Origin of the sequence: Paractinoplanes brasiliensis (assembly GCF_004362215.1) — a bacterium.
Lineage (GTDB): Bacteria > Actinomycetota > Actinomycetes > Mycobacteriales > Micromonosporaceae > Actinoplanes > Actinoplanes brasiliensis.
Genome location: NZ_SNWR01000002.1, coordinates 512,815 through 534,505, shown reverse-complemented (window position 1 = coordinate 534,505; position 21,691 = coordinate 512,815). Strand labels below are relative to the sequence as shown.

Sequence of the window (21,691 nt, the reverse complement as noted above, 5' to 3'; positions counted from 1 at the left end):
CATGAGGACGGTGAGCCGCCGCCTTGCGCTCTGGCGGTCTGATCTCGAGGGCGGCGTGTGCGCGGCCCCGGACGAGGCCGGCCCTGAGGAAACCGGGCAAAAGGCCCACCACGTACGGGTGGTGATCGAGCACCGCCCGCAGGCAGGCGCCATTTCCCGTACGGAGTTCGAGTCCGAGCTCCGCCAGGACGTCGAGTGGCAGTTCACCGGCCTGACCTGGCCCGCCGACATCCCCCCGGGCACCTTCGTCACCGTCGAGTGGCACGAGCGCAGGAACGAGGCGCTCATCCGGACGATCCCGCTCGACGAGCCGCTGCGTGTCGACGGGGTGGAGTACTGGCACGAGCACGACCCCAAGGTGGTCACCCGCGACTCCCGGCCGGACAGGTCGAACCGGGGCGCGGTGCTGCACACCGTACGGAAGCTGGGCCGGGTGTTCGACGACGGCAGCGCCGTGCTGACCGAGGAGCTGCTGGCCAAGCGCTCCGGTCTGGGCCGGGGGCAGAAGGGCGCTTTCCTGCTGCGCAACGCCGTCGACCAGCTGATCCGTGAGGGTTTCCTGACCCGGGTCACCGGCAGCGTCGACTCGGCGGGCCACCCGTCGTATCCCCCGGCCGACGGGCAGGCGACGGCCGAGATGGTGTTCTACGCCCCGATGGTCGAGCCGATCCCGGTCGAGTCGCACCGCGGCGAGCACTGGGTGACCGGTTTCATCCGCAAGTTGCCGCGCGGCGCCCAGCCCACCCAGAAACAGCTCGACCTCTATCACCAGGCCCGCCAGTTCCAGGACATCGGCCCCCTGAAGCCCGGTTACACGTTCGTGCAGAGGCATCACCGCAACAGCTGACACCGACCAGCCGGAGGGCCCGGGCACAGCGCAGAGCGACCCTCAGCCGATGATCACTGTCTGGAGCTCGGTGAACGCCTCCATCGGGTGGCTGCCGCCGACCCGGCCCAGCCCGCTGCCGGAGCCGGAGCGGCCACCGAACGGCAGATGGCTCTCCCAGTAGTTCGACGACTCGTTGATGTTGACCCAGCCGGTCCGTACGGCGTCGGCGAAGTCGAGCCCGGTCCGCAGATCACCGGTGTAAATGGCGGCGAGCAGCCCGTACGGGGAAGAATTGGTCATCTCCACGGCCTCGGCGAGCGATCCGATGCCGATGATCGGCGCGACCGGCCCAAACGTCTCTTCGACGGCGACCAGCGCGTCAGCCGGAACACCATCCAGCACCGTCGCCTGCCAGTATAAATCCGATTTGTACGAATTGTCCCGCGAGCCGCCGATCAGAAGCGAAGCCCCGCGCTCCAAAGCATCCGCCACGTGCCTGTCCATTTTGTCGGCGACATCGGGATTGTTCAGCGGACCCATCGTGGTCGTATCGTCAAACGGATCTCCCAGGCGCACCCGCTCCCGTACGGCCGCGGTCAGAAGCCTCGCAAACTCCCCCCGCACCTCGTGGTGAACCAGCAGCCGCTCGCCCGCCGTGCAGCTCTGCCCCGCACACAGGAAACACGCCGTCAGCACCCCGTCCACCGCCCGCTCGAGATCAGCGTCCGGCATCACCACGACCGGTCCGTTCCCGCCCATCTCGAGCAGCGTCGCCTTGCCCGCCGCCGCGGCGGCCACCCGCTGCCCCGTCGCCGTCGAACCGATGAACGCCACCGCGTCCGTCCCCGGGTTGCGCGCGATCTCGTCGCCGACCACCGGTCCCGGCCCGGTCACCAGGTTGAGCACGCCCGGCGGCAGGTCGGCGTCGGCCACACACCCGGCGAGCGCCACGGCCGCGACCGACGTGGACGGCGCCGGGGTCCACACCACCGTGTTGCCGGAGGCGAGCGCCGGCGCGATGAGCTCGGCCGGCATCGTGTACGGCCAGTTCCACGGGGTGATCACGCCGACCACGCCACGCGGGCGCCGGATCAGCAGCGCCCGCTTGCCCGCCGACGCCGAGTTGGGCAGCTGCCCACCCAGGCGCTTGCCGTCCTCGGCCGCCATCCGCCAGTACGTGACCAGCTCGTCCACCTCGTCGTAGGCCTCGGCCCGCAACGGCTTGCCCTGATCGAGCGTCAGAGTGCGGGCCAACTCGTCGCGCCGGGACTCGATCACATCGCCGACGCGGTGCAGCAGCGCCGCCCGGTCGAAGGCGGACAGCCGCGCCCACCCCTGCGCCGCGCCCCTCGCCGCGGCGATGGCGGCCCGGGCGTCGTCCCGATCTCCTTGCGGTACGCGGCCCAGCGTCTCGCCCGTGGCCGGGCTGGTCGCCGTGGTGGTCTCGTGCGAGCGGGCGGGCACCCAGGCGCCGCCGACGAACATCAAGTGGTCCACGCGTCCACGCTATCGGCGGTCATCACACGGTGATAGGGGCGAAGTGGGCTTGTGCCCGACCGGCGAGGGCGTCGTACCGTACTTCGACAGCCTTCGATCCGCGGGCCACACCCCGGCCCCGGGCCGAACGACCCCCTGAAAGGAGTCGGCGTGCGCATCCGCATCGTCGTCGCTTCGCTTGCCACCGCCCTCACCGGCGCCCTCGCCATCCCCTCGGCCGCGCTGGGCGCCGTCGGCGACCCGAGCACCAACATCATCGGCGGCGGCACCGTCTCGTCCGCGCCGTGGGCCGCCGCCGTGCTCAGCAACGGCAGCTTCACGTGTTCCGGCACGATCATCTCGGCCAACTACGTGCTGACCGCGCGCCACTGCATCTCGGGCACGATGTCGGTGCGGGTGGGCAGCGTCAACCGCACCTCGGGCGGCACCACCCGCGCGGTGAGCAGCACCTCGACCCGCTACGACCTGGCCCTCATGCGCCTCGCCTCGCCGATCACCACGTCGTACATGCCGCTGTCGAGCGCGTACCCCCCGGTCGGTTCGACCAACTCGATCTACGGCTGGGGCATGACCTGCTACAGCGGCTGCAGCGCGTCGACGACGCTGAAGACCGCGACCGTGCAGGTGACCTCGACCAACCAGACCGACGCGTACGGCGGTCGCGCGATCGGCAGCACCCGGATCAACGGCAACGCGTGGCGCGGCGACTCCGGCGGCCCGCAGGTCTACAACGGCGCGCAGGTCGGCGTGGCGTCCACCGCGGACGGCAGCAGCCGCCAGTACTACGGCAGCGTCGCCTACAACCGTTCGTGGATCACCTCGGTCGCCGGCGTCTGACGACCAGGTAACCCTGCGGCACCAGCTCCTCGCCCTCGGGCGGCCGGCCGGCCTGGAACACCAGGTCGAAGCCGGCCGCCCCGAGCCGTTCCAGCATCTCCCCCGTCGACAGCCAGTACGCGTCGAACTCCACCCCCACCGAGCGGCCGCCCCGGCGCTTCTCGCCGTCCCCGTCCTTGAACGCGCACGCCAGATGACCCCCGGGCTTGACCACGCGGGCCAGCTCGGCGAACGCGGCGTCGCGCGACTCCGGCGGCAGGAAGATCAGCGAGTACCAGCACACGACGCCGGCCAGCGAAGCATCCGCGAACGGCAGGGCGCGAAGATCCCCCACCTCGTACGGGAAGCCGGGGTTGTCCCTCCTCGCCACCTCGACCATGCCCGGGGCGAGATCGACGCCGCGCGGCGTGACCCCGCGGCCGGCCAGATAGGGCAGCAGCCGCCCGGTTCCGCAGCCGACGTCGGCCACGTCACGGCCCAGTTCCGCGGCCAGGGTCAGCTCGCAGAACAGGTCGAGCACCGCGCGCTCGATCGGCATGCTCTCGAGCACACCGGCCAGCCGTTCGGCGTAGAACTCGGCCAGTTTGTCGTGTGCGTCCCGCAACTCTTCGGTGTTGGCATCCACCTGGCGCACCCTATTCCCCGAGGGCACCCAGCCAATTCCCAGGAATGGCGGGGAAGGCCATTCGGCATCGCCGAAGGCGAATGCGCCCCAGGATGAGCGTGGAAACCAAATACCGCCGAAATCGGGCACGTGACTGTGCAGGTGTTCGACCTTCGTCGAACAATGAGGGGACCGCTCGAAGCGATCATCCCGCTACCCAGCGTACGGAAAATGGGGCTTTTGATTCCGAAACGTTGCCGCGGGGTCACCGCTCGTCAAGCGGGGTTGACTATTACATCGCGAACATATATCTGTTCTCACGGCGTTGAGCCCGGCGCGGGCGGCCTCCGTACCAACGGTTGCCGAACGCCCGTGTCACGAGGGAGCTATTACGCATGCCGCCACAGACCGCCATGCAAGGCGATCGGGTAGTCCGTCAGAGCCGCAGCAACACCTATGGCGGCACAGGCGGCGGGGGTGGCAGGACATCCGGCACAAAGGGCGGCGGCAAAAAGGCCAAGCGCCGCAAATCGCCTTTGTGGGCGCGGCTGCTGACCACGTTCGGCGTGATTCTGGCCCTGGTCGGCGTCGGCGGCATCGTCGTCGTGAAGTACTTCCTCAACCAGCTGACGTCGAACATCCAGACGACGTCGGGAGTGCTCGACTCCGGCGACGTGGGCAACAAGGCCGTGCCGGTCGGCAAGCTGCCCGACGGCGCGATGAACCTGCTGATGCTCGGCCTCGACACCCGCACCGGATGGGACGAGGGCGAGTCGCGCTCCGACACCATCCTGATCCTGCACATCACCGCCTCGCACGACCAGGCATACATGATCTCGATCCCCCGGGACACCGTCGCGCGGATCCCGGCCGACGAGAAAATGGGCTTCCGCGGCGCCACCACCAAGATCAACGCCGCCTACCTGTTCGGGTCGCAGAACGGCCGCGGCTGGCAGGGCGGCGCCAAGCTGGCGACCAAGGCCATCCACGAGCTCACCGGCATCGAGTTCGACGGCGTCATGGTCATCGACTTCAACGGCTTCAAGGGCATCCTCGAGGCGATGGGCGGCGTGCACCTGTGCGTCGACAAGCGCATGTGGTCGAGCCACTACGTGGTCAACAACGGCAAGGTCGAGTACGCCCACGGCAAGGACCCAAAGTCGCCGCCGCGCAACGCCCTGTGGTTCGAGAAGGGCTGCCGCAACATGGAGCCGTGGGAGGCGCTCGAGTTCTCCCGCCTGCGCCACTCGACCAACGGCGACTACGACCGCCAGCGGCACCAGCAGCAGCTCCTGCGGGCCATGGCCAAGAAGGCCAGCAGCTCGGGCGTCATGGGCAACCCGAGCAAGGTCTCCAAGATCCTGGCCGCGGCCGGCAAGTCGCTCAAGATGGACACCCACGGCGTGCCGGTCGACAGCTTCATCTTCGGCCTCAAGGGCCTGGCCGCCGGCGACCTCATCCCGATCAAGACCAACGGCGGCACGTTCGCCGCGGGCAACGGTGGCGAGGGCATCACCGACGACACCCGCAGGCTGTTCGAGGCGACCTCGGCCGACCGGCTGCCCGAGTTCCTGGGCCGCCACCCCGAAATGCTCATCAACGACGCGTCCGCGGCCTCCTGATCACAGCCCCCCACGCGGGAAGCCGCGACCACGACGCACCCGAACGTGAGAGGCCGTCGGAAAACGTACTTGATCGCATTGCTGGCGAGTGATTCCGTCGTCGCGCAGGGCGACGACGCGTAATTACGTAAAGAGATCGAACCGTAACAATACGGCAGTACGGTCCGATCCCATGATTCGGCGGAGTGGCCTGGCCACGGTCGGTATGGCGATGATCCTGACGACGGCGGGCTGCGGCTCGGACAGTGACAACGAGATGGTGTTCGGTGGCGACCCGGTGACGCAGTGTGTGCGTGTTCCGGAGGGCGCCTCCATGGTGGTCGGTGAGGTGGTGCGCGCGCCGGCCGGCGCCGACCTCGTCGTGCAGAAGGTCGGTCTGGTCGACGCCCGCAACGTCGCCGCCACCGAGGCGTTCATCGTGCCGCTGGGCAGCGGGCACGCCCCGATAGCCAGCGCCGCCTATCCCCCGGCGGCCAATTCGACGTGGGGCGCCCGGATGCCCGCAGCGAACGCGACGATCCGCGCCGGTGAACAGGCCAACCTGCTCGTCGTGGTGGAGCGCCCGAGCCCTCTCGACGGGTCGGCGGCGGGCATGCGCATCGACTGGCTCGGCGGGTCCAAGACCAACACCACCACGTACGAGTTCCGGGCCGCATGCGGCGGCGCCTAGCCCCCTTCATCGCAACGCCGGCAGCACCTTGGCCCCGAACGTCTCGATGAACGGGGTCAGGTCCTGCCCGACGTGGTGCAGATAGATCCGATCGAAGCCCAGCGCCGCGTAGCCTCTCAGCCTCTCGATGTGCTCCTCGAGGTCGGCCGAGATGTTGACGACCTTCCCGACCTGCTCGACGGTCACGTTCTCGCTGACCACGTCGAAGTGGTCGACGGTCTCGAGGTCCCAGCAGACCGGCGGCGGGAAGATGTTGCTGCGCCACTGGTCGTGCGCGATCGCCTCGGCCTCGTGCTGGGTCGGCGCCCAGCTCAGGTGCACCTGCAGGCAGACCGGTCCACGTCCGCCGGCGCCGCGGTACTGCTCGATCATCGCGCGCAGGTGGTCCTCGGGCGCGTTGACCGTGACCAGCCCGTCGGCCCAGCCCGCACACCAGGCCGCCGTCCTGGTGCTCACCGCGGCCCCGATCAGCGGCGGCGGCGTCTCGGGACGCGTCCACAGCCGGGCGCGGTCGACCTTCACGAGCCCGTCGCGGGTGACCTCCTCCCCGGCCAGCAGACCGCGGATGACCTCGACGCTTTCGAGCAGACGAGCCTCCCGTACGTCCTTACGCGGCCACGGCTGCCCGGTGATGTGCTCGTTGCTGTACTCCCCGCTGCCCAGGGCGGCCCAGAACCGGCCGGGGTACATCGCCCCCAGCGTGCCGATGGCCTGCGCGATGATCGCCGGGTGGTAACGCTGTCCGGGCGCGTTCACCACCCCGAACGAAAGGCTGGTCGCCTGCAGCGCGGCCCCCAGCCACGACCAGGCGAAAGCCGACTCCCCTTGGCGGCTGCTCCACGGCGAGAAGTGGTCGGAGCACATGGCCGCGTCGAAGCCGGCGCGTTCCGCGGCCACCATGGCGGCCAGCAACTCACCGGGCGGGATCTGTTCGTGGGACGCGTGGATTCCGTACTCCGTCATGTTCGTCCTCTTACCCCGCGAACCGGGCCGGAATGCCTGGGCATTTTCCGGTGCCGGACAAGAATCGGACACAAAGGGGGTAACCGGTGGCGAGCACCACGACGGCCGGGCCAGCATCGGGTATGCGGATCAGTCGAAGGCTCCTGTTCACGGCCGGCTCCGGCGTGCTGGGCGTCGCCGTCCTCAACGCCTGTTCGTCATCCCCGTCCTCGTCCGGCGCGCCCACGCCCACGGCCACCTCGGGAGCGGCGCCGACAGCCGCGGGGCGCTGGGAACGGGTCAACCTCTCGTTCGTCTCGGCCTATTTGCTCGTACGGGGTAACGACGCGGCCGTCGTCGACCTCGGCACTCCCGGCTCGGGTGACGCCATCGGGCAGGCGCTCACCGCGGCGGGCAGCGGTTTCGCGGCCGTGCGCCACGTCATCCTCACCCACAAGCACGACGACCACGCCGGCGGCCTGGGCGACGTCGCCTCCCGGGCCGCCAACGCCAAGTTCTACGTCGGCGAGGCGGACGTCTCCGGCGTCACGTCGGAGAAGGAGCTGACCGCGGTCAAGGACGGCGACGAGGTGTTCGGCCTGCGGGTCGTGGGCACCCCCGGGCACACCGCCGGGCACGTCTCCATCTTCGACCCGTCGACCGGCACCCTGGTGGCGGGCGACGCGCTCAACAACAACAGCGGCCTGGCCGGCGCCGACCCGCAGTACACCGAGGACCAGGCCCAGGCGGCCGCCTCGGTCAAGAAGCTCGCCGGTCTGGACGTACGGACGATCCTGCCCGGACACGGCGATCCGCTCACCTCGGGCGCCGCCGACGCGTTGCGGAAGCTGGCCGCCTCCCTCTGAAAACCGGCCTTGGGCAGCCGGACTCCGACCCGGACCTTCCGTCATGGACGGGGCTGTCCGGGCAGACATTCAAATTCCGCTTTACGCCCGACCCCGGAGCGCGCTTGATCGTGTACTTTTCGCCGGGCGGCCGTCGCGCCGCGTGACCCGAGGAGCACACCATGCACCGGATCCTTGCCGCCGCGACCGTCGTGATCTTGATGATCGGCACGGCGGCCTGCACCCAGAGGGACGACAAGCAGACGGCCGCGGCGCCCACCCGGGTCACCGTCGGGGTCATCCCGATCATCGACGTCGCCCCGATCTATCTCGGCAAGAAGAAGGGCTTCTTCGCGAGCCGCGGCATCGACCTGGTGCTCTCCCCCGAGCAGGGCGGCGCGGCGATCGTCGAAGGGGTTCTCGGCGGCAAATACCAGTTCGGCTTCTCCAACGTCACCTCGCTGATGGCCGCGCAGGCGGGCGGGGCGCCGCTCAAGGCCGTCGCCGCGGGCGTCTCGTCCAACGGCCGGCCCGGCCGCGACTTCTCGGCCATCGTGGTGGCCGACAACAGCCCGATCCGCTCTGCCCGCGAGCTGGGCGGCAAGAGCGTCGCGGTGAACACGTTGAAGAACCTGGGCGACACGACCGTACGGCAGTCGGTGCGCCGGGCCGGGGGCAGGGCCGGCAACCTGAGGTTCCAGGCGATGCCGTTCCCCGACATGCCGGGCGCGCTGCAGAGAGGACAGGTGGACGCGGCCTGGGTGGTCGAGCCGACCCTGAGCGCCGTGCTGACCCAGGGCGGCCGGGTCCTCGCGTCGAACTTCGTGGACACCGCGCCCGACCTGACGGTGGCGCTCTATTTCACCAGCCAGGGCACCATCACGGCGAAATCAACGCTGGTGGGCGGCTTCACCGAGGCCATCCGCGAATCCCTGCGCTACGCGGCGTCGCACCCCGGCGAGGTGCGTGACGTCGTCGGCACGTACACGCAGATCAACGACACCGTACGGATCGCGATGATCCTGCCGACCTGGCCCGAAGACATCAACCGCCCGTCGATCGAGCGGGTGGCCGCCCTGGGCCAGATGGACGGCATCTTCACCAAGCCGCCGGCGCTCGACCAGCTGCTGCCCTGACCCGCTCACCGGGCAATCGCCTGAACCGACGCCGGGCGTACGGCATGATGATCTCGTGCGGTGGTGGCTGCTCGGAGGGGCCGGCCTGGCAGCCGTCGTGCTGCTGGCGCTGATCTGTGTACGTGTGCTGGGCGACGACCTCGACGACGGTCCGCGACCCGATCAAAGCCGGCCCGGCCCGGTGCTGCTCGTCCCCGGTTACGGCGGCAGCCGTACGGCGCTGACCCAGCTGGCCGGGCGGCTCACCGCCGAGGGGCGTACGGCCGAGGTTCTGACCCTGCCCGGCGACGGCACCGGCTCGCTCGAGGAGCAGGCCGACTTGCTCGACGCCGAGGTCACGCGCGCGCTCGCGGCCGGGGCGCCCAGCGTCGACGTGATCGGGTACTCGGCCGGTGGCGTGGTCACCCGGCTGTGGGTGGCCGAACACCGCGGCGCCGAGAGGGCCCGCCGCGTCGTCTCGCTCGGCTCGCCGCTGCACGGCACCCGGCTGGCCGGTCTCGGCGCGTCGTTCGCCCGCGCCCAGTGCCCCACGGCCTGTCAGCAGCTGGCGCCGGGCAGCGACCTGCTCGAAAGCATCGACGACCGGCTGCCGGCCGGCCTGCCCTGGCTGTCGATCTGGACCACCAACGACGAAACCGTGCAGCCACCCGACTCGGCTCGCCTCGACGGCGCGATCAACCTGCCGTTGCAGACGCTCTGCCCCGCGGCCCGCACCACCCACGGCGGGCTCCCGACCGACCCGTACGTGGTCGCCATGGTTCTCGACGCGCTCGGCGCCCACCCGATGACCGAGCCGACCGCTTGCCCGGCCTAGCAGACCTCACGGCCACGCGCGACCCCGAAACACCGGCTGGACGTACCGTCCCGGACACCGATCAGACGGAAGATGATAGCCACGCCGGGGCATCTCACGAGACGGGCGAGGTGGGAGTTGAAAGTGTTTCCGCATTGAGTAGTCTGCTCGCCGTCGTCTTGTGATGAGGAGCGCGCACAACCATGGTTTCCAACCTTCTTGACCTTTCCGCGAACCCGGCCACGAAGGAGGCCATCGTCAAGGACGCCCAGGCGCTGGTCGAGTCGGAACTCGCCAACAAGTCGGGCATCTCGGCCGGTGCCGTGAAGCTGGCCTACAAGGCGGTCACCTCGTTCGCCCCCGGCTACTACGTCGAGACCCTGAACATCCTGGTCCCGTCGATGCTCGAGGCGCTCCAGCCGTTCTGGAGCGACTTCCAGACCTCCGGCGGCGGCTCGTTCGGCGACTACCTGGCCAAGCGGCAGGACGAGGTCACCCCGGCCCTGCTGAAGATCACCGACGACATGGCCGGCGCCTCGGAGAAGGCCGTCGTCGTCAAGGCCTACAACACCGTTCGCGGTGGCGCCTCCAAGCACATCGAGGCCGCCCTGCCGGCCCTCGGCGGCCTGGTGGAGAAGTACGCCGCCTGATCGGCTCGCACGTGAAAAAGGGCTGCCCGCTGCCGGGCGGCCCTTTTTCACGGGGTCAACGTCAGGGTCCGGTCGATCCCGATCGCGTCGAGGAACCGCCGGTCGTGGCTGACGACCACGAAGGCGCCCTGGTACGCCCTCAGGGCTGCCTCTCCTGCGGGGCTGTGGCTCGAGCGCCTAGCGCGCGGTCATCCGGTACGCATGGAAATTGATGTCGCGGCGGTGCCGGAACCCCATGGCCAGATACAGCCGGATCGCGTTGTCGTTGTTGCCGGCCGCGTGCAGGAACGGCCGTTCCCCCCGCTCCACGATGCCCGCGGCGACGGCTCGGACGAGCCGGTTGGCGAGCCCCTGCCCGCGAAACGCCGGGTCGGTGCAGACGGCGCTGATCTCCGTCCAGCCCGGCGGCCGCACCCGCTCACCGGCCATGGCCACGAGCTTGCCCTCGCGGCGAATGCCCAGATAGAAGCCGAGCTGCCGGGTGCGCGGCCCGAACGGCCCGGGCTTGGTGCGCTCGACCAGGTCGACCATCTCGGGCACATCGTCGCGGCCGAGGGTGACGAGCTCGGCGTCGGGCGCCGCGACAAGGTCCTCGCCGGTGAGCTGCACGCCCAGACCGCCGCCGACGCGTTCCCACCCCGGACCGGCCCCCTCGGGCGCGGCCGGCATCAGCACGGTGTCGCCCGGCTCGACCAGCTCGGCGAGGTCGGCCCACGCGGCCGGGTCGGCCGCATCGGCCAGCGCCACGAACGGCGACACCTCGGGCTGGTAACGCGCGGCTTGCCCGTTCACCACGCCGAAGCCACTCTGCGGCCCGTTGAGAGCACTCCACACCGGATTGTCGAGCACCGCCCGATCCACGGTCGTCATGTGGGCCCCCTTCGCCGCCGGGACTCTTTCCTACCGCCCCCGGCACCCGGAGGGGCCACGAAAACACCGTAGTGTGACCGGCGGCATACCAGCTTCGGAGTCCCGGCAGTCCGCGGTCACACCGGCCAGGGCGACACGCTTGCCGGCGCGGTTCGCGGCTCCGCGACGTCCCGGGGGTGGCGGCCGCCCCGGCGTACGGGGGTGGCGGCTGCGCGGCGTTGGGGGTGTCTATCCGGCGTACGGGGGTGGCGGCTGCCCACCGCTCGGGGGCGGTGGCTGCCCACCGTTCCGAGGTGGCGGCTGCGCGGCGTTCGGGGGCGGCGGCTGCCCGGGGCTCGGGGATGGCGGCGGCGCCGGCGTGACGGGAACGGGTGGGGGCAAAGCCGCGGTCAGTGCGTCCAGCGCGACCGTGACCTCGGTGCGCATGGCGCGTTCGTCGCCGCCGATGACGAGGGCGTCCATGGCGGCGATCAGGTCTTGCAGGATGCCGGCGACCTGAGCCGCGGCGGCCTGGGAGGCGGTCTCGGGGGCTCGCGTCGCCAGGTCGGCCCAGCGGGTGGCGAGCAGGGCGAGTTCGTCGCGGACGGGAGGCCAGGACAGGGAACGCTCGGCGGGGCCGCGCTGGGCCAGCACGGACGGAACCCGCAGGTCGGTGGCGGTGCGGGTCTGTGCCGTGAGGGTGGCGGCCTCGGTTCGCCAGGCCGCGGCCCGGCGGGAGCGGTTGATCAGCAGAAACGCCGCGACGAGGCCGAGCACCACGAAGAGCAGCACCCAGCCGAGGATCCCGAAGCCGCCGGAGTCGGTGGTGGCGGCCGCGGCGGAGGGCGTGGGGCCGGTCGTGGGTTCCTGTGCCGGTGTCGCGGCGGCCGTGAGGGGAGGCGTGGTCGCCGCGGGAGGCGGCTGCGTCGTGGCGGCTGCGGGAGGCGTCGTGGCGGCCGGAGGAGGCGGAGGCCCGGCGAGGGTCGGCGTGGGGTCCGCGGTCTCGCGGGTCCGGTCCGGTTCGGCGGTCGCCTCGGTCCGGTCCGGCGTCCGGTCCGGTTCGGCAGTCTCGCGAGTCCGGTCAGGCGTCCGGGTGGGGTCGGCAGTCCCGCGGGTGCGGTCAGGCGTCCGGGTGGGGTCGGCGGTGTCGCGGGTGTCGGTGGGCCGGGGTGATGTCGTGCGTTCGGCCGACGGGCGCGGGGACGGCAACGACTCCGGGCCGCCGCCGTCCCCGCACGCCGCGAGGGTGAGCAGCACCAGGAGGGCAACGGCCGGCCGTCTCATGCGACGATCCGCAGGCCGTGGTCGGTGTTGTTGAGACGCCGGCCGGCCGTGCCGGTCACCGTCACGATGTCCTCGATGCGGACGCCGAAGCGGCCGGGCAGATAGATGCCGGGCTCGATCGAGAAGCACATGCCCGGCACCAGGGGGCGTTTCTCCCCCCGTACGAGATAGGGCGGCTCGTGGGTCGTGAGGCCGATCCCGTGGCCGACCCGGTGGATGAAGAAGTCCCCGTATCCCGCGTCGGTGATCAGGTCCCGCGCCGCGCGGTCGATGTCCTCGCAGGACACTCCGGGGCGTACGGCCTCGAAGCCCGCCTGCTGGGCCGCCCGCACCACGTCGAAGACCTCCTGCTCGAACGCGGTGGGCGGGCCGACATGAACCGTACGGGTGGTGTCGGAGCCGTAGCCGTCCTTGAGGCCACCGAAGTCCAGCACCACCATGTCGCCCTCGCGGATCACCCGCTCGCCCATCTCGTGGTGCGGGTTGGCGCCGTTCGGGCCCGAGCCCACCACCGTGAAGTCGACCTGGGAGTGGCCGTGCTCGCGGAGCAGACCGGCCAGATCGGCGCCGACGTCGGCCTCGCTGCGGCCGGCGAACCGGACCCCGGCGATCTGCTCGTACGCCGCGTCGGCCGCCGCCCCGGCGGCCGCGAGCCGGGCCACCTCGTCGTCGTCCTTGACCGCGCGCAGCATCGGCAGGGTGCTCGTCATCGACGTGCAGCGCACGTGCGGGGCGGCCAGTTGCAGCGCCAGCAGGTGCATCGCCCACGCCGAGTCGGACAGCGCGTAGCGCCCGGCCGGGTCGACCAGGCCGCTCAGCGTCTCGTACGGGTCGTCACCATCCTTCCACCCGATCAGCGTCACCGCCGCGACGCCGTCGGCCTCCTCGGCGTCGGGACGTTCCAGCACCGGCACGACCAGGTACGGGTCACTGCCGGCCGTCAGTACGAGCACGGTGAGCCGCTCGGTGATGGCCGTCGGGCGGTAACCGGTGAAGTAGACCAGGTCGGGGCCGGGCGTGACGAGCAGTCCGGCCAGGCCGGCCTCCTGCGCCTGGCTCACCGCACGTTCCATCCGTTGCACGTACGACTTCATGACGTCGGACCTCCGGGCGTGACGACGGGGCGGGTCGGGATCGTGTGGCTGGTCGACGCGGCCGCCGCCGAACGGTGCACGGCGCCGGGGCGCTCGCCCCGGTGACGGCCCATCAGCACCAGAAGGGCCACGCCGAGGGCGGACGCGGCGGCCAGGAGCAGCGACGCGCGGGAGAAGCCCGCGGCCAGCGCGTCAGCCGCGGACTCCCCCGCCTCGCGCCGCGCGTCGGTCACCGCGTTCGACACCGTCGCCGCCGCGGCCACGAAAAGGGAGCCGCCGACGTACCGGGCCATGTTGGAGATGCCGGAGGCCGCGCCGACCTCATCCGCCGGGACAGCGGCGGTGGACGCCGAGGAGGCCGGGCCGTTGGCCAGGCCGAGCCCGACGGCGATGGCGATCAGGGGCCCGACGAACCCGGCGTACGTCCAGTCGGCCGTGACCAGGAACAGGACGAGGAAACCCGCCGCACCCAGCCCGAACCCGAGGGCCACGGCGGCCCGGCTGCCGATCCGCACCGCCAGCGGCGTGATCAACGGGGTGATGGCGATCATCGCGGCGGCCGCGGGCAGCGTGGCCAGACCGGCCTGCAGCGGGCTCAGCGCGAACGTGGCCGGGTCCTGGAAGTAGAGGCTGAGCAGATACATCAGCGCGTTGATGGCGCCCGCGACCAGCAGGATGGCCAGCGTCGCCCCGACCAGGACGCGGTTGCGCAGCAGGGCGAGGTCGACCAGCGGCGCCGCGGCCCGGCGTTCGGCGGCGACGAACCCGGCGGCGCCGAGCACGGCGATCACCAGGCAGAGCAGGGTGGGCAGCGAGAACCAGCCCCAGTCGCCGCCCTCGCTGAGCGCCAGGACGAGCGGCACCAGCGCGACCGCGACCAGAAGGGTGCCGAGCACGTCGATCGAGCGGGACCGGTCGAGGTCGCGGGATTCCTTGACCGTGAGCACGGTCAGCGGGACGCAGCCGGCCGCGATGATCGCGTCCACCCAGAACAGGCCCTGCCAGCCGGTGGCATCGACCAGCACGCCGCCGATCAGCGGGCCGGCCGCGGCCCCGACCGCCGAAGCGGCGCCCCACAGCGTGATGGCCTTCATCTGGCCCGCGCCCGACGAGTCGACCGAGAGCAGGCTCATCCCGCAGGCCAGGATCGTCGAGCCCGCCGCGCCCTGGATGAGCCGGCCCACGATGACGCCGGCGCCGCCCTGAGCCAGCGCGATGACCACACAGGAGACCACGAACAGCAGCAGGCCGAGGACGAAGACGCGGCGGCGGCCGAACACGTCGCCGAGCGCGCCCGAGGTCACGATGACGGCCGCGCCGACCAGCATGTAGCCCGTGACCGCCCACTGCAGCTGGCCGATCGACGCGCCCAGGTCGGCGCTGATCGCCGGGAGCAGGATCGTCACCGCCGACGTGTTGGCGTTGACGACCAGCGCCGAGACGCACGCGGCCAGCAGCACCCCCAGGCCGGCCGACTTCTGCACACCCGTATCGGTCATGGGGTGAAGCGTCGCCGGGCCGGGCGGCGGCGGACATCCCTCGCGAGGAATGAATACGCGGGTCCCTTGATGCTTCGGACCGCGATGGCACGGCGACGACCGAGGAGGAACTGATCGGCCTGCTCGGTGATCAGGCCGACCCCGTCGCCGGCGTCGAGCCTCGTGCGGTGCGGACGTGACGACGGTGGCCGCGCGGTCCCGTTGACCGTCGCGGTCTCCCTCGCCGGGGATGAGGTGCGGAAAACGCCGCGCGTCGATGATGCGGGCAGATCCGACACGGCAGAAGGGAAGCGGCGTGAGCGCAATGGATGTGCCCGCCCGGCGTTCGGAGACGCCGGAGAAGCCGGGTGTGCCAACGAAGCGGGCGGTCGCCTACATCTCGTGGGTGGCGCTGGCGTTGATGACCACGAGCTCGGTGGCCAGCCTGCGGCCGGCGCCGACGATGGCGGTCTACGGCCTTGCCAGCATTTTCCTGTACGTCATCCCGGCCCTGGTCTTCCTGCTGCCGACCGCGCTGGTCTCGGCCGAGCTGGCTTCGGGGTACGAGGGCGGCGTCTACAACTGGGTGAGCCGGGGGCTGTCCAAGCCGCTCGGCTTCCTCGCCGTGTGGTGCCAGTTCGCCATGACGATCTTCTACTACCCGAGCCTGCTCGGATTCGTGGCCAGCACCCTGGCGTACGTGATCAATCCCGACCTCGCGGCGAGCGGCGTCTGGACCGCGATCGTCATCATGGTCTGCTACTGGACCGGCGTCTGGGTCTCCTCGCGCGGCACGAGCGGCGTGGCCGGGCTGGCCAGCGGCGGCCTCATCATCGGCACGCTGATCCCGGGGACGCTGCTGGTCATCCTGGGCGTCGCCTTCCTGGGGCAGGGCAACGAGTCGGCCGCCCCGATGACCGCGAGCAACCTGCTGCCCGCGTGGGCCGGCCTGTCCAGCCTCGTGCTGATCGTCAACAACTTCCTGTCGTACTCGGGCATGGAGATGAACGCCGTGCACGTGTCCTCGTTGAAGAACCCCGGACGCGAGTTCCCGCGCGCGATGTTCCTGTCCATGGGCCTGGTGCTGCTCATCTTCATCCTGCCGGCGCTGGCCATCAGCTGGATCGTCCCGGCCGACCAGCTCTCCCTCACCGCGGGCGTCATGCAGGCGTTCGACGCGGTGTTCGCCGCCTTCGACTCGCAGTGGCTGACCCCGATCCTCGGCGTCATGCTGGTCGCCGCGTCGCTCGGCGGCATGCTGACCTGGCTGGCCGGCCCGTCGAAGGGCCTGCTGCTGATCTCGCGCCAGGAGGGCTACCTGCCGCCGTTCCTGCAGCGGCTCAACAAGCACGGCGTGCAGCAGAACATCCTGGTCACCCAGGGCCTCGTCACGACCGTGATCGCGCTGGCCTACGCGTTCATCCCCGACGTCTCCAGCGCGTACTGGATCTTCTCGGTGATCACCACCCAGGTCTACCTGATCATGTATCTGCTGATGTTCGTGGCGGCCGTACGGCTGCGCCGCAAGGAGCCCGAGCACCCGCGCGGCTACCGCGCCCCCATGCTCACCGGGCTGTGCGGCGTCGGCTTCTGCGCCTCGCTGGCCGCGCTGCTCATCGGCTTCGTCCCGCCGTCGCAGTTCGGCTCGGGCAACGTCGGCGTCTATCTGCTGATCGTCGCGGGCGGTGCGCTCGGCCTCGGCCTGCTCGTGCCCTACCTCTTCCTCAAGCTGCGCAAGCCGTCGTGGAGGACCGAGTCCGGTGAGGAGGTGCCGGTCGCATGAAGGTCTCGGTCGCACACAAGAGCCACATGGTGACCTACCTCGTCCTCGGGGTGGCGTTCCTGCTGCTGACCGGCGTGGCCCTGTTCGCGTTCACGGCCGGCGACGACAGCGAAAACGCCCAGGCCAAGGCGGAGCGGCTCAGCGCCGAGCTCACCTCCGCCGGCCTGCGCGCGCCGGCCACCGACCAGATCGTCCGGGTGCTCGGCGACGACGGCGGCGCGGTCTGCGCCGACCCGGGCAACGCGCTGCGCCGCAGCACGCTCTACGGCATGTTGACCAACGGCGCCGCCGGGCCGGGGCAGCGTCCGATCATCGCCGGCAACGGCGTCATGCAGGGCCAGCTGCTGATCATGAAGGTCTACTGCCCGCAACACCTGGACCGGATGCGCGAGGTCGTCGACGACCTCAAGACCGGAGGCGGAGATGCGTGACCGTGTCGACGTGTTGATGGGCCGGGCCCACGACGAGCTGGCCCAGCTGGTGGCGATCCCGTCGGTGGCCGACCCCCGGCAGTATCCGCCGCAGGAGTGCGAGCGGGCGGCCCAATGGGTCGTCGACCACTTCGCCGGGGCCGGGTTCACCGGCCTCGGCCTGCACCCGACCAGCGACGGCAGCAAGGCTGTGTACGGGGAGCAGCAGGCGGCCGATCCGGCCGCCCCGACCGTGCTGCTGTACGCCCACTACGACGTGCAGCCACCGCTGGACGAGAAGGCCTGGCGGACCCCGCCGTTCCAGCTCACCGAGGCGGACGGGCGGTGGTACGGGCGGGGCGCCGCCGACTGCAAGGGCAACATCGTCATGCATCTCACCGCGCTGCGGGCGCTCGGCGACGACGTGCCGGTGCACCTCAAGCTGATCGTGGAGGGCTCGGAGGAGCAGGGCACGGGCGGGCTCGAGAACTTCGTCGAGACCCACCCCGACCTGCTGCGGGCCGACGCGATCCTGGTCTGTGACACCGGCAACGCCGCGGTCGGGGTGCCGGCCGCCACGGTGACGCTGCGCGGCATGGTCAACGTGGTCGTCACGGTCGAGGCGCTGACCGGGGAACTTCACTCCGGCATGTTCGGCGGCGCCGCCCCGGACGCCCTGGCCGCGCTCCTGCGGATGCTGGCGACCCTGCGCGACGACGCCGGCAACACCACGGTCGCCGGGCTCGACAACACCCAGACGTGGACCGGCGCGCCCTATCCGCCCGACCAGTTCCGCGCCGACGCGGGGCTGGTCGGCGGGGTGAGGCTGCTCGGCGACGGTTCGGTCTCCGACATGATCTGGGCCCGCCCAGCGGTGACCGTGCTCGGCATCGACTGCCCGCCGGTGGTCGGCTCGGCCGCCGCGATCCAGCCGCACGCCCGTGCCCGGCTCAACCTGCGGGTGCCGCCGGGCCTGGAGGCGGTCAAGGCCCAGGACGCCCTGATCACCCACCTGCAGGCGGCGGCGCCCTGGGGTGTGAGGGTCACGGTGGAGCCGGAGGCGCTGGGCCAGCCGTTCGAGGCGCGGACGGGCGGGCCGGCGTACCGGGCGTTCGCGTCGGCCATGGGGGACGCGTACGGGCGGCCGATGACGACGCTCGGGCAGGGCGGCTCGATCCCGCTGTGCAACGTCTTCGCCGACACCTATCCCGACGCGGAGATCATCCTGATGGGGGTCGAGGAGCCGCGGGCCCTGATCCACGCCCCGAACGAGAGCGTGGACCCCACCGAGATCGCCGCCCTGGCCACCGCCGAGGCGCTGTTCCTGCAGCGTTACAAGGGATAGACGCCCGTAGGGCCTACAGGGGATAGAGGCCCGCGGGCGGTTTGGGCAGGTCGCTGACCGCCGCGGCGAGGAACGGCCCGACCAGATCGAGCCGGTTCTCCGCCGCGGCGGTCATCTCGACGACGGCGCCCTCCACGTTCAGGCGCACCGACAGGTCGTCGGAGCGCGGCCGCACGTACACCCCGACCGGTGACACCCTCGGGCTCACCCGGATCGTGCGGTCACGCAGCGGGCCGCGCCGGACCACCAGCATGTCGCCGGTCCAGCGGGCCCACATGTGCCGCGTCCAGCGCCGGCGCAGACCGCGCCAGGAGTCCGGGGCCGTGCCGTACACCCGCCGGAAGCGGCATCGGAAGGCCGAGCCGGCGGCCGCGAACCGCCGCCGCGCCCGAACCTCCCGAATCACCGCCAGAATGAGCAGAACCATCACGAGGCCGGCGAACGCCCGCATGGCTGTCAGAGGTCCTCGTCCGCGGGCAGCCGCCGCACCTCGATCAGACGCAGGCCCAGCCCATGGATTCGCGAGATCAACCCCACCACGGCCGACTGGTCGGGCAGCGTGCCGTGCAGCACTGTTTCCGGTGGCTCGACGCTCACGGTGAGGTCACGCAGTTCCTCGATCAACTCGTCGGGCAACACTCCGGACACCCTGACCTGATAGGTCGCGTCAGACATCGGACTCGCCATCCTTTCCACCGTCAGACCGGTGTCTCGGACTCGGCGCCACGTAGCCGCCCGTGCAGCAGCCCCAGCCGGAACAGCCGCTCCAGACGCCGTACGGTGAACGGGTGCGACTGGGTGAGCTGGGCCAGCTCGACCCAGAACCCGCGCAGCCGCCGGCCCTGGCCCACCAGTTCGTCGAGGTCGGTGGTGTGCTCGGTGTACCGGCCCGAGGCCAGCAGCACCAGGCCGGTCGCGCCGGACGGGCACAGGTGCGCGCCGTGCCGGTCGCAGGAGTACTCGCGCAGCCGGGACAGCGCCGGGCCGAGCAGTGGAATGCGTTCCGAGTACGCCACCGACAGCTGATACCACAGCGAGACGTGGTGCAGCCGGATGTGCCCGAGCTCGTGGCCGAGGATGAACCGCAGCCCGTCACGGTTGTTCGCGCGCAGGTTCACGAACAGCTCGTTGGAGAGCACGACGTAGTCGTGGCCGGTGGCCTGGGCCGCGAACGCGTTGAGGGTGCCGTTGCCGTTGGCCAGATAGATCTGCGGCCGGCGCGGCAGGCCGAGCTTGTGCGCGAAGTCGTCGGCCGTACGGTACAGGTCCTCGTACTGGCGTGGCGACAACTCGACCGCGGTGCCCCGCACCGACGCGCGCTGCGTCTCGCGGACGACGATCAGGGCCGGAACGAGCAGCAACAGCCCGAAGAGGGCGGAGCGCACCGCCGTGGCCCATCCGGAGTCCTCCCACCGCTCGGGCAGGAACGGCAGCGTGATCGCCGCCTGCAGGATCAGCCAGATGATGACGAGGTTGAGCACCACCATGAACACGTAGAACGGCAGCTCGGCGGGGTGCCGCAGCCGCGTGGAGTCCGACACCGTGATCCTCCTGTCCCCGGTCGCTTTCCGATGGCCACGACGATTCCCCTGCCGATCGGGCCGCGCCTCATCCCGCCGGTATGAGGACCACCGGCGCGGCACCGGCGACGCTCGATGCATGAGTTCCCGGCGTTGGCTGGCCCGTCTCTCGTTCGCCGCCGCGGCGGCCGCCGTCCTGGTGGTGCTGGCCGCGGCCGGGGTCCGCGGAAGCCTGCTGCTGATCGTGGTGGCCCTGGCGGGGGCCGCGGCGGGCCTCGCCGCCGCATGGTGGTTCCTGACCCATCACGGCGTACGCCGCTGGCTGGCCGGCGCCGTGGTGGTGCTCGCGCCGCTGACCGTGGCCGTGCTGTTCGCCCGCGCGAACCTGGTCTGGGCGGTGGTCGTGTTCGGACTGCTCTGGGCCACAGCCGTCACCACCGGCCGCCGCGCCCTGGCCACCGGCGCCGAGGAGCCGCTCGAGTGGGAGAGCCCACCGCCGCGCCGGCCCTACCTGATCATGAATCCGCGCTCCGGCGGCGGCAAGGTCGAGCGGTTCCATCTGGCCGAGCGGGCCCGGATCCTGGGCGCCGAGGTCCGTCTGCTCGACGGCCCGGCCGTGGACGTGGCCGAGCTGGCCCGCCAGGCGATCCGCGACGGCGCCGACCTGCTCGGCGTGGCCGGCGGCGACGGCACCCAGGCGCTGGTGGCCGGGGTCGCGGCCGAGTACGGCGTGCCGTTCCTGGTGATCTCGGCGGGCACCCGCAACCACTTCGCGCTCGACCTCGGCCTCGATCGCCAGGACCCGTCGACCTGCCTGGACGCGCTGTCCGACGGGGTGGAGGTGCGCATCGACCTGGGCCGGGTGGGCGACCGGACATTCGTCAACAACGTCTCGTTCGGGGCGTACGCGGCTGTGGTGCGCAGCCCGGCCTATCGCGACGACAAGGTCGGCACCGCCCTGCGGCTGCTGCCCGCCGCGCTGACCGGCGAGGACGGCAGCCTGCGGGTCCGGATCGGCGGCGGCGACGAGATGATCGGCCCGCAGGCCGTTCTGGTCAGCAACAACCCGTACGACTGGGAGGACATCGCCGGCCTGGGCAGCCGCCCGCGGCTCGACGGCGGCGTGCTCGGCGTGCTGACGGTGACGGTGCGCGGCGCGTCCGAGGCGGCCGGGCTGGTCGGCGGCCGGGGGCGTTCCCGCACGGTCAGGCGGGCCACGACCACGCAGGTGACGGTGGAGTCCGACGGGCCCCCGGTGCCCTGCGGCGTCGACGGCGAGGCCCTCGAGATTCCCTCCCCCGTACGCTGTGAGATCCGGCCCGCCGCGCTGCGGGTGCGCGTGCCACGGCACCGTCCCGGCGTCCGCGTGGCGCGGCCCGAGCTGGATTGGGCCCGGCTGTGGACGCTGGCCCGCCCCGAGCTGCGCTGGGCATGGCTGCGGCGGCCGGTGCAGGCCGGCCGCCGCGTGTGATCCGCCCGTTCAGCGCCGGCGGACAGTCCGGC

The 21,691-nt window shown here is 71.4% G+C and carries 22 protein-coding genes; 12 read left to right on the top strand and 10 right to left on the bottom strand.

Annotation, left to right across the window (positions count from 1 at the left end):
* The first annotated feature begins 1 nt into the window (after position 1).
* The gene (locus tag C8E87_RS34475; RefSeq protein WP_133877605.1) at positions 2 to 847 is read left to right on the top strand and encodes a hypothetical protein; all 846 of its coding nucleotides are present in this window, start codon (positions 2 to 4) and stop codon (positions 845 to 847) included.
* Between the two features lie 42 nt (positions 848 to 889).
* Here C8E87_RS34475 and C8E87_RS34470 read toward each other — a convergent pair whose 3' ends face one another.
* Complete coding sequence (locus tag C8E87_RS34470; RefSeq protein WP_203720838.1) at positions 890 to 2,326, bottom strand: aldehyde dehydrogenase family protein; 1,437 nt, start codon at positions 2,324 to 2,326, stop codon at positions 890 to 892.
* 150 nt (positions 2,327 to 2,476) lie between these two features.
* On the opposite strand from C8E87_RS34470, the gene C8E87_RS34465 reads away from it, so the two are divergent.
* On the top strand, positions 2,477 to 3,163 hold the full coding sequence (locus C8E87_RS34465; RefSeq protein WP_133877604.1) for a S1 family peptidase: 687 nt from the start codon (positions 2,477 to 2,479) through the stop codon (positions 3,161 to 3,163).
* On the opposite strand, the gene C8E87_RS34460 is transcribed toward C8E87_RS34465, so the two are convergent.
* The gene (locus tag C8E87_RS34460; RefSeq protein WP_133877603.1) at positions 3,141 to 3,788 is read right to left on the bottom strand and encodes a class I SAM-dependent methyltransferase; all 648 of its coding nucleotides are present in this window, start codon (positions 3,786 to 3,788) and stop codon (positions 3,141 to 3,143) included. The two genes, C8E87_RS34465 and C8E87_RS34460, sit on opposite strands and share 23 nt — an antisense overlap.
* 374 nt (positions 3,789 to 4,162) lie before the next feature.
* Between C8E87_RS34460 and C8E87_RS34455 the strand changes: the two genes are divergently transcribed.
* Together C8E87_RS34455 and C8E87_RS34450 are read left to right on the top strand one after the other, a co-directional pair.
* The gene (locus C8E87_RS34455) at positions 4,163 to 5,389 is read left to right on the top strand and encodes an LCP family protein (protein WP_133877602.1); all 1,227 of its coding nucleotides are present in this window, start codon (positions 4,163 to 4,165) and stop codon (positions 5,387 to 5,389) included.
* Between the two features lie 172 nt (positions 5,390 to 5,561).
* Entirely contained in the window at positions 5,562 to 6,059 is a 498-nt protein-coding gene (locus C8E87_RS34450) for a hypothetical protein (RefSeq protein ID WP_133877601.1), read from the top strand.
* Between the two features lie 6 nt (positions 6,060 to 6,065).
* Here the strand turns inward: C8E87_RS34450 and C8E87_RS34445 are convergent, their stop codons facing one another.
* Positions 6,066 to 7,022 (bottom strand): TIGR03885 family FMN-dependent LLM class oxidoreductase, encoded by a 957-nt coding sequence (locus C8E87_RS34445; RefSeq protein WP_133877600.1) that lies wholly within the window; start codon positions 7,020 to 7,022, stop codon positions 6,066 to 6,068.
* A gap of 122 nt (positions 7,023 to 7,144) precedes the next feature.
* Between C8E87_RS34445 and C8E87_RS34440 the strand changes: the two genes are divergently transcribed.
* From C8E87_RS34440 to C8E87_RS34425, 4 genes are all read left to right on the top strand, one after another.
* The gene (locus tag C8E87_RS34440) at positions 7,145 to 7,867 is read left to right on the top strand and encodes an MBL fold metallo-hydrolase (RefSeq protein WP_133877599.1); all 723 of its coding nucleotides are present in this window, start codon (positions 7,145 to 7,147) and stop codon (positions 7,865 to 7,867) included.
* Positions 7,868 to 8,028: 161 nt separating this feature from the next.
* On the top strand, positions 8,029 to 8,982 hold the full coding sequence (locus C8E87_RS34435) for an ABC transporter substrate-binding protein (protein ID WP_133877598.1): 954 nt from the start codon (positions 8,029 to 8,031) through the stop codon (positions 8,980 to 8,982).
* 55 nt (positions 8,983 to 9,037) lie between these two features.
* The gene (locus tag C8E87_RS34430) at positions 9,038 to 9,796 is read left to right on the top strand and encodes an esterase/lipase family protein (protein WP_239080472.1); all 759 of its coding nucleotides are present in this window, start codon (positions 9,038 to 9,040) and stop codon (positions 9,794 to 9,796) included.
* A gap of 182 nt (positions 9,797 to 9,978) precedes the next feature.
* On the top strand, positions 9,979 to 10,425 hold the full coding sequence (locus C8E87_RS34425; RefSeq protein ID WP_133877597.1) for a DUF6918 family protein: 447 nt from the start codon (positions 9,979 to 9,981) through the stop codon (positions 10,423 to 10,425).
* A 177-nt stretch (positions 10,426 to 10,602) separates the two neighbouring features.
* On the opposite strand, the gene C8E87_RS34420 is transcribed toward C8E87_RS34425, so the two are convergent.
* The 4 genes from C8E87_RS34420 to C8E87_RS34405 form a co-directional block, all read right to left on the bottom strand.
* Positions 10,603 to 11,295: a GNAT family N-acetyltransferase gene (locus C8E87_RS34420; RefSeq protein WP_133877596.1), complete on the bottom strand. Its 693-nt coding sequence runs from the start codon at positions 11,293 to 11,295 to the stop codon at positions 10,603 to 10,605.
* Positions 11,296 to 11,523: 228 nt separating this feature from the next.
* Positions 11,524 to 12,558 carry a hypothetical protein gene (locus tag C8E87_RS34415; protein ID WP_133877595.1) on the bottom strand — a complete coding sequence of 345 codons (1,035 nt, stop codon included), beginning with the start codon at positions 12,556 to 12,558 and terminating at the stop codon, positions 11,524 to 11,526.
* On the bottom strand, positions 12,555 to 13,652 hold the full coding sequence (locus C8E87_RS34410) for an aminopeptidase P family protein (protein ID WP_133877594.1): 1,098 nt from the start codon (positions 13,650 to 13,652) through the stop codon (positions 12,555 to 12,557). Before C8E87_RS34410 ends, C8E87_RS34415 begins: the two co-directional genes overlap by 4 nt.
* Entirely contained in the window at positions 13,649 to 15,151 is a 1,503-nt protein-coding gene (locus C8E87_RS34405; RefSeq protein ID WP_133877593.1) for an MFS transporter, read from the bottom strand. Before C8E87_RS34405 ends, C8E87_RS34410 begins: the two co-directional genes overlap by 4 nt.
* A 304-nt stretch (positions 15,152 to 15,455) precedes the next feature.
* On the opposite strand from C8E87_RS34405, the gene gadC reads away from it, so the two are divergent.
* From gadC to C8E87_RS34390, 3 genes are read left to right on the top strand one after another with little or no spacing between them, the layout of a single operon-like run.
* Positions 15,456 to 16,913, top strand: a complete 1,458-nt coding sequence (gadC, locus tag C8E87_RS34400) for a glutamate/gamma-aminobutyrate antiporter GadC (protein ID WP_133879133.1) — start codon at positions 15,456 to 15,458, stop codon at positions 16,911 to 16,913.
* Positions 16,910 to 17,344, top strand: coding sequence for a hypothetical protein (locus C8E87_RS34395; protein WP_133877592.1), 435 nt, complete (start codon positions 16,910 to 16,912; stop codon positions 17,342 to 17,344). Before gadC ends, C8E87_RS34395 begins: the two co-directional genes overlap by 4 nt.
* Positions 17,337 to 18,668, top strand: coding sequence for a dipeptidase (locus tag C8E87_RS34390; RefSeq protein ID WP_133877591.1), 1,332 nt, complete (start codon positions 17,337 to 17,339; stop codon positions 18,666 to 18,668). The genes C8E87_RS34395 and C8E87_RS34390 overlap by 8 nt, the downstream gene beginning before the upstream one ends.
* A 13-nt stretch (positions 18,669 to 18,681) precedes the next feature.
* Here C8E87_RS34390 and C8E87_RS34385 read toward each other — a convergent pair whose 3' ends face one another.
* The 3 genes from C8E87_RS34385 to C8E87_RS34375 are packed head-to-tail and all read right to left on the bottom strand — an operon-like array spanning position 18,682 to position 20,209.
* Positions 18,682 to 19,119 carry a hypothetical protein gene (locus C8E87_RS34385; RefSeq protein WP_133877590.1) on the bottom strand — a complete coding sequence of 146 codons (438 nt, stop codon included), beginning with the start codon at positions 19,117 to 19,119 and terminating at the stop codon, positions 18,682 to 18,684.
* A gap of 5 nt (positions 19,120 to 19,124) precedes the next feature.
* Positions 19,125 to 19,343 (bottom strand): DUF8691 family protein, encoded by a 219-nt coding sequence (locus tag C8E87_RS34380; RefSeq protein ID WP_133877589.1) that lies wholly within the window; start codon positions 19,341 to 19,343, stop codon positions 19,125 to 19,127.
* 23 nt (positions 19,344 to 19,366) lie between these two features.
* On the bottom strand, positions 19,367 to 20,209 hold the full coding sequence (locus C8E87_RS34375; protein ID WP_239080471.1) for a M48 family metallopeptidase: 843 nt from the start codon (positions 20,207 to 20,209) through the stop codon (positions 19,367 to 19,369).
* Between the two features lie 118 nt (positions 20,210 to 20,327).
* Here C8E87_RS34375 and C8E87_RS34370 point away from each other — a divergent pair, with 118 nt between their 5' ends.
* On the top strand, positions 20,328 to 21,659 hold the full coding sequence (locus C8E87_RS34370) for a diacylglycerol/lipid kinase family protein (protein WP_133877588.1): 1,332 nt from the start codon (positions 20,328 to 20,330) through the stop codon (positions 21,657 to 21,659).
* The last annotated feature ends 32 nt before the right edge of the window (positions 21,660 to 21,691 follow it).

Excerpts from the sequence above, each read along its gene's own strand:
- C8E87_RS34475 (WP_133877605.1), top strand. The coding sequence starts at position 2 with ATGAGGACGGTGAGCCGCCGCCTTGCGCTCTGGCGGTCTGATCTCGAG.
- C8E87_RS34455 (WP_133877602.1), top strand. The coding sequence starts at position 4,163 with ATGCCGCCACAGACCGCCATGCAAGGCGATCGGGTAGTCCGTCAGAGC.
- C8E87_RS34450 (WP_133877601.1), top strand. The coding sequence starts at position 5,562 with ATGATTCGGCGGAGTGGCCTGGCCACGGTCGGTATGGCGATGATCCTG.
- C8E87_RS34445 (WP_133877600.1), bottom strand. The coding sequence starts at position 7,022 with ATGACGGAGTACGGAATCCACGCGTCCCACGAACAGATCCCGCCCGGT.
- C8E87_RS34440 (WP_133877599.1), top strand. The coding sequence starts at position 7,145 with ATGCGGATCAGTCGAAGGCTCCTGTTCACGGCCGGCTCCGGCGTGCTG.
- C8E87_RS34435 (WP_133877598.1), top strand. The coding sequence starts at position 8,029 with ATGCACCGGATCCTTGCCGCCGCGACCGTCGTGATCTTGATGATCGGC.
- C8E87_RS34425 (WP_133877597.1), top strand. The coding sequence starts at position 9,979 with ATGGTTTCCAACCTTCTTGACCTTTCCGCGAACCCGGCCACGAAGGAG.
- C8E87_RS34420 (WP_133877596.1), bottom strand. The coding sequence starts at position 11,295 with ATGACGACCGTGGATCGGGCGGTGCTCGACAATCCGGTGTGGAGTGCT.
- C8E87_RS34415 (WP_133877595.1), bottom strand. The coding sequence starts at position 12,558 with ATGAGACGGCCGGCCGTTGCCCTCCTGGTGCTGCTCACCCTCGCGGCG.
- C8E87_RS34410 (WP_133877594.1), bottom strand. The coding sequence starts at position 13,652 with ATGAAGTCGTACGTGCAACGGATGGAACGTGCGGTGAGCCAGGCGCAG.
- C8E87_RS34405 (WP_133877593.1), bottom strand. The coding sequence starts at position 15,151 with ATGACCGATACGGGTGTGCAGAAGTCGGCCGGCCTGGGGGTGCTGCTG.
- gadC (WP_133879133.1), top strand. The coding sequence starts at position 15,456 with ATGGATGTGCCCGCCCGGCGTTCGGAGACGCCGGAGAAGCCGGGTGTG.
- C8E87_RS34395 (WP_133877592.1), top strand. The coding sequence starts at position 16,910 with ATGAAGGTCTCGGTCGCACACAAGAGCCACATGGTGACCTACCTCGTC.
- C8E87_RS34390 (WP_133877591.1), top strand. The coding sequence starts at position 17,337 with ATGCGTGACCGTGTCGACGTGTTGATGGGCCGGGCCCACGACGAGCTG.
- C8E87_RS34385 (WP_133877590.1), bottom strand. The coding sequence starts at position 19,119 with ATGCGGGCGTTCGCCGGCCTCGTGATGGTTCTGCTCATTCTGGCGGTG.
- C8E87_RS34380 (WP_133877589.1), bottom strand. The coding sequence starts at position 19,343 with ATGTCTGACGCGACCTATCAGGTCAGGGTGTCCGGAGTGTTGCCCGAC.
- C8E87_RS34370 (WP_133877588.1), top strand. The coding sequence starts at position 20,328 with ATGAGTTCCCGGCGTTGGCTGGCCCGTCTCTCGTTCGCCGCCGCGGCG.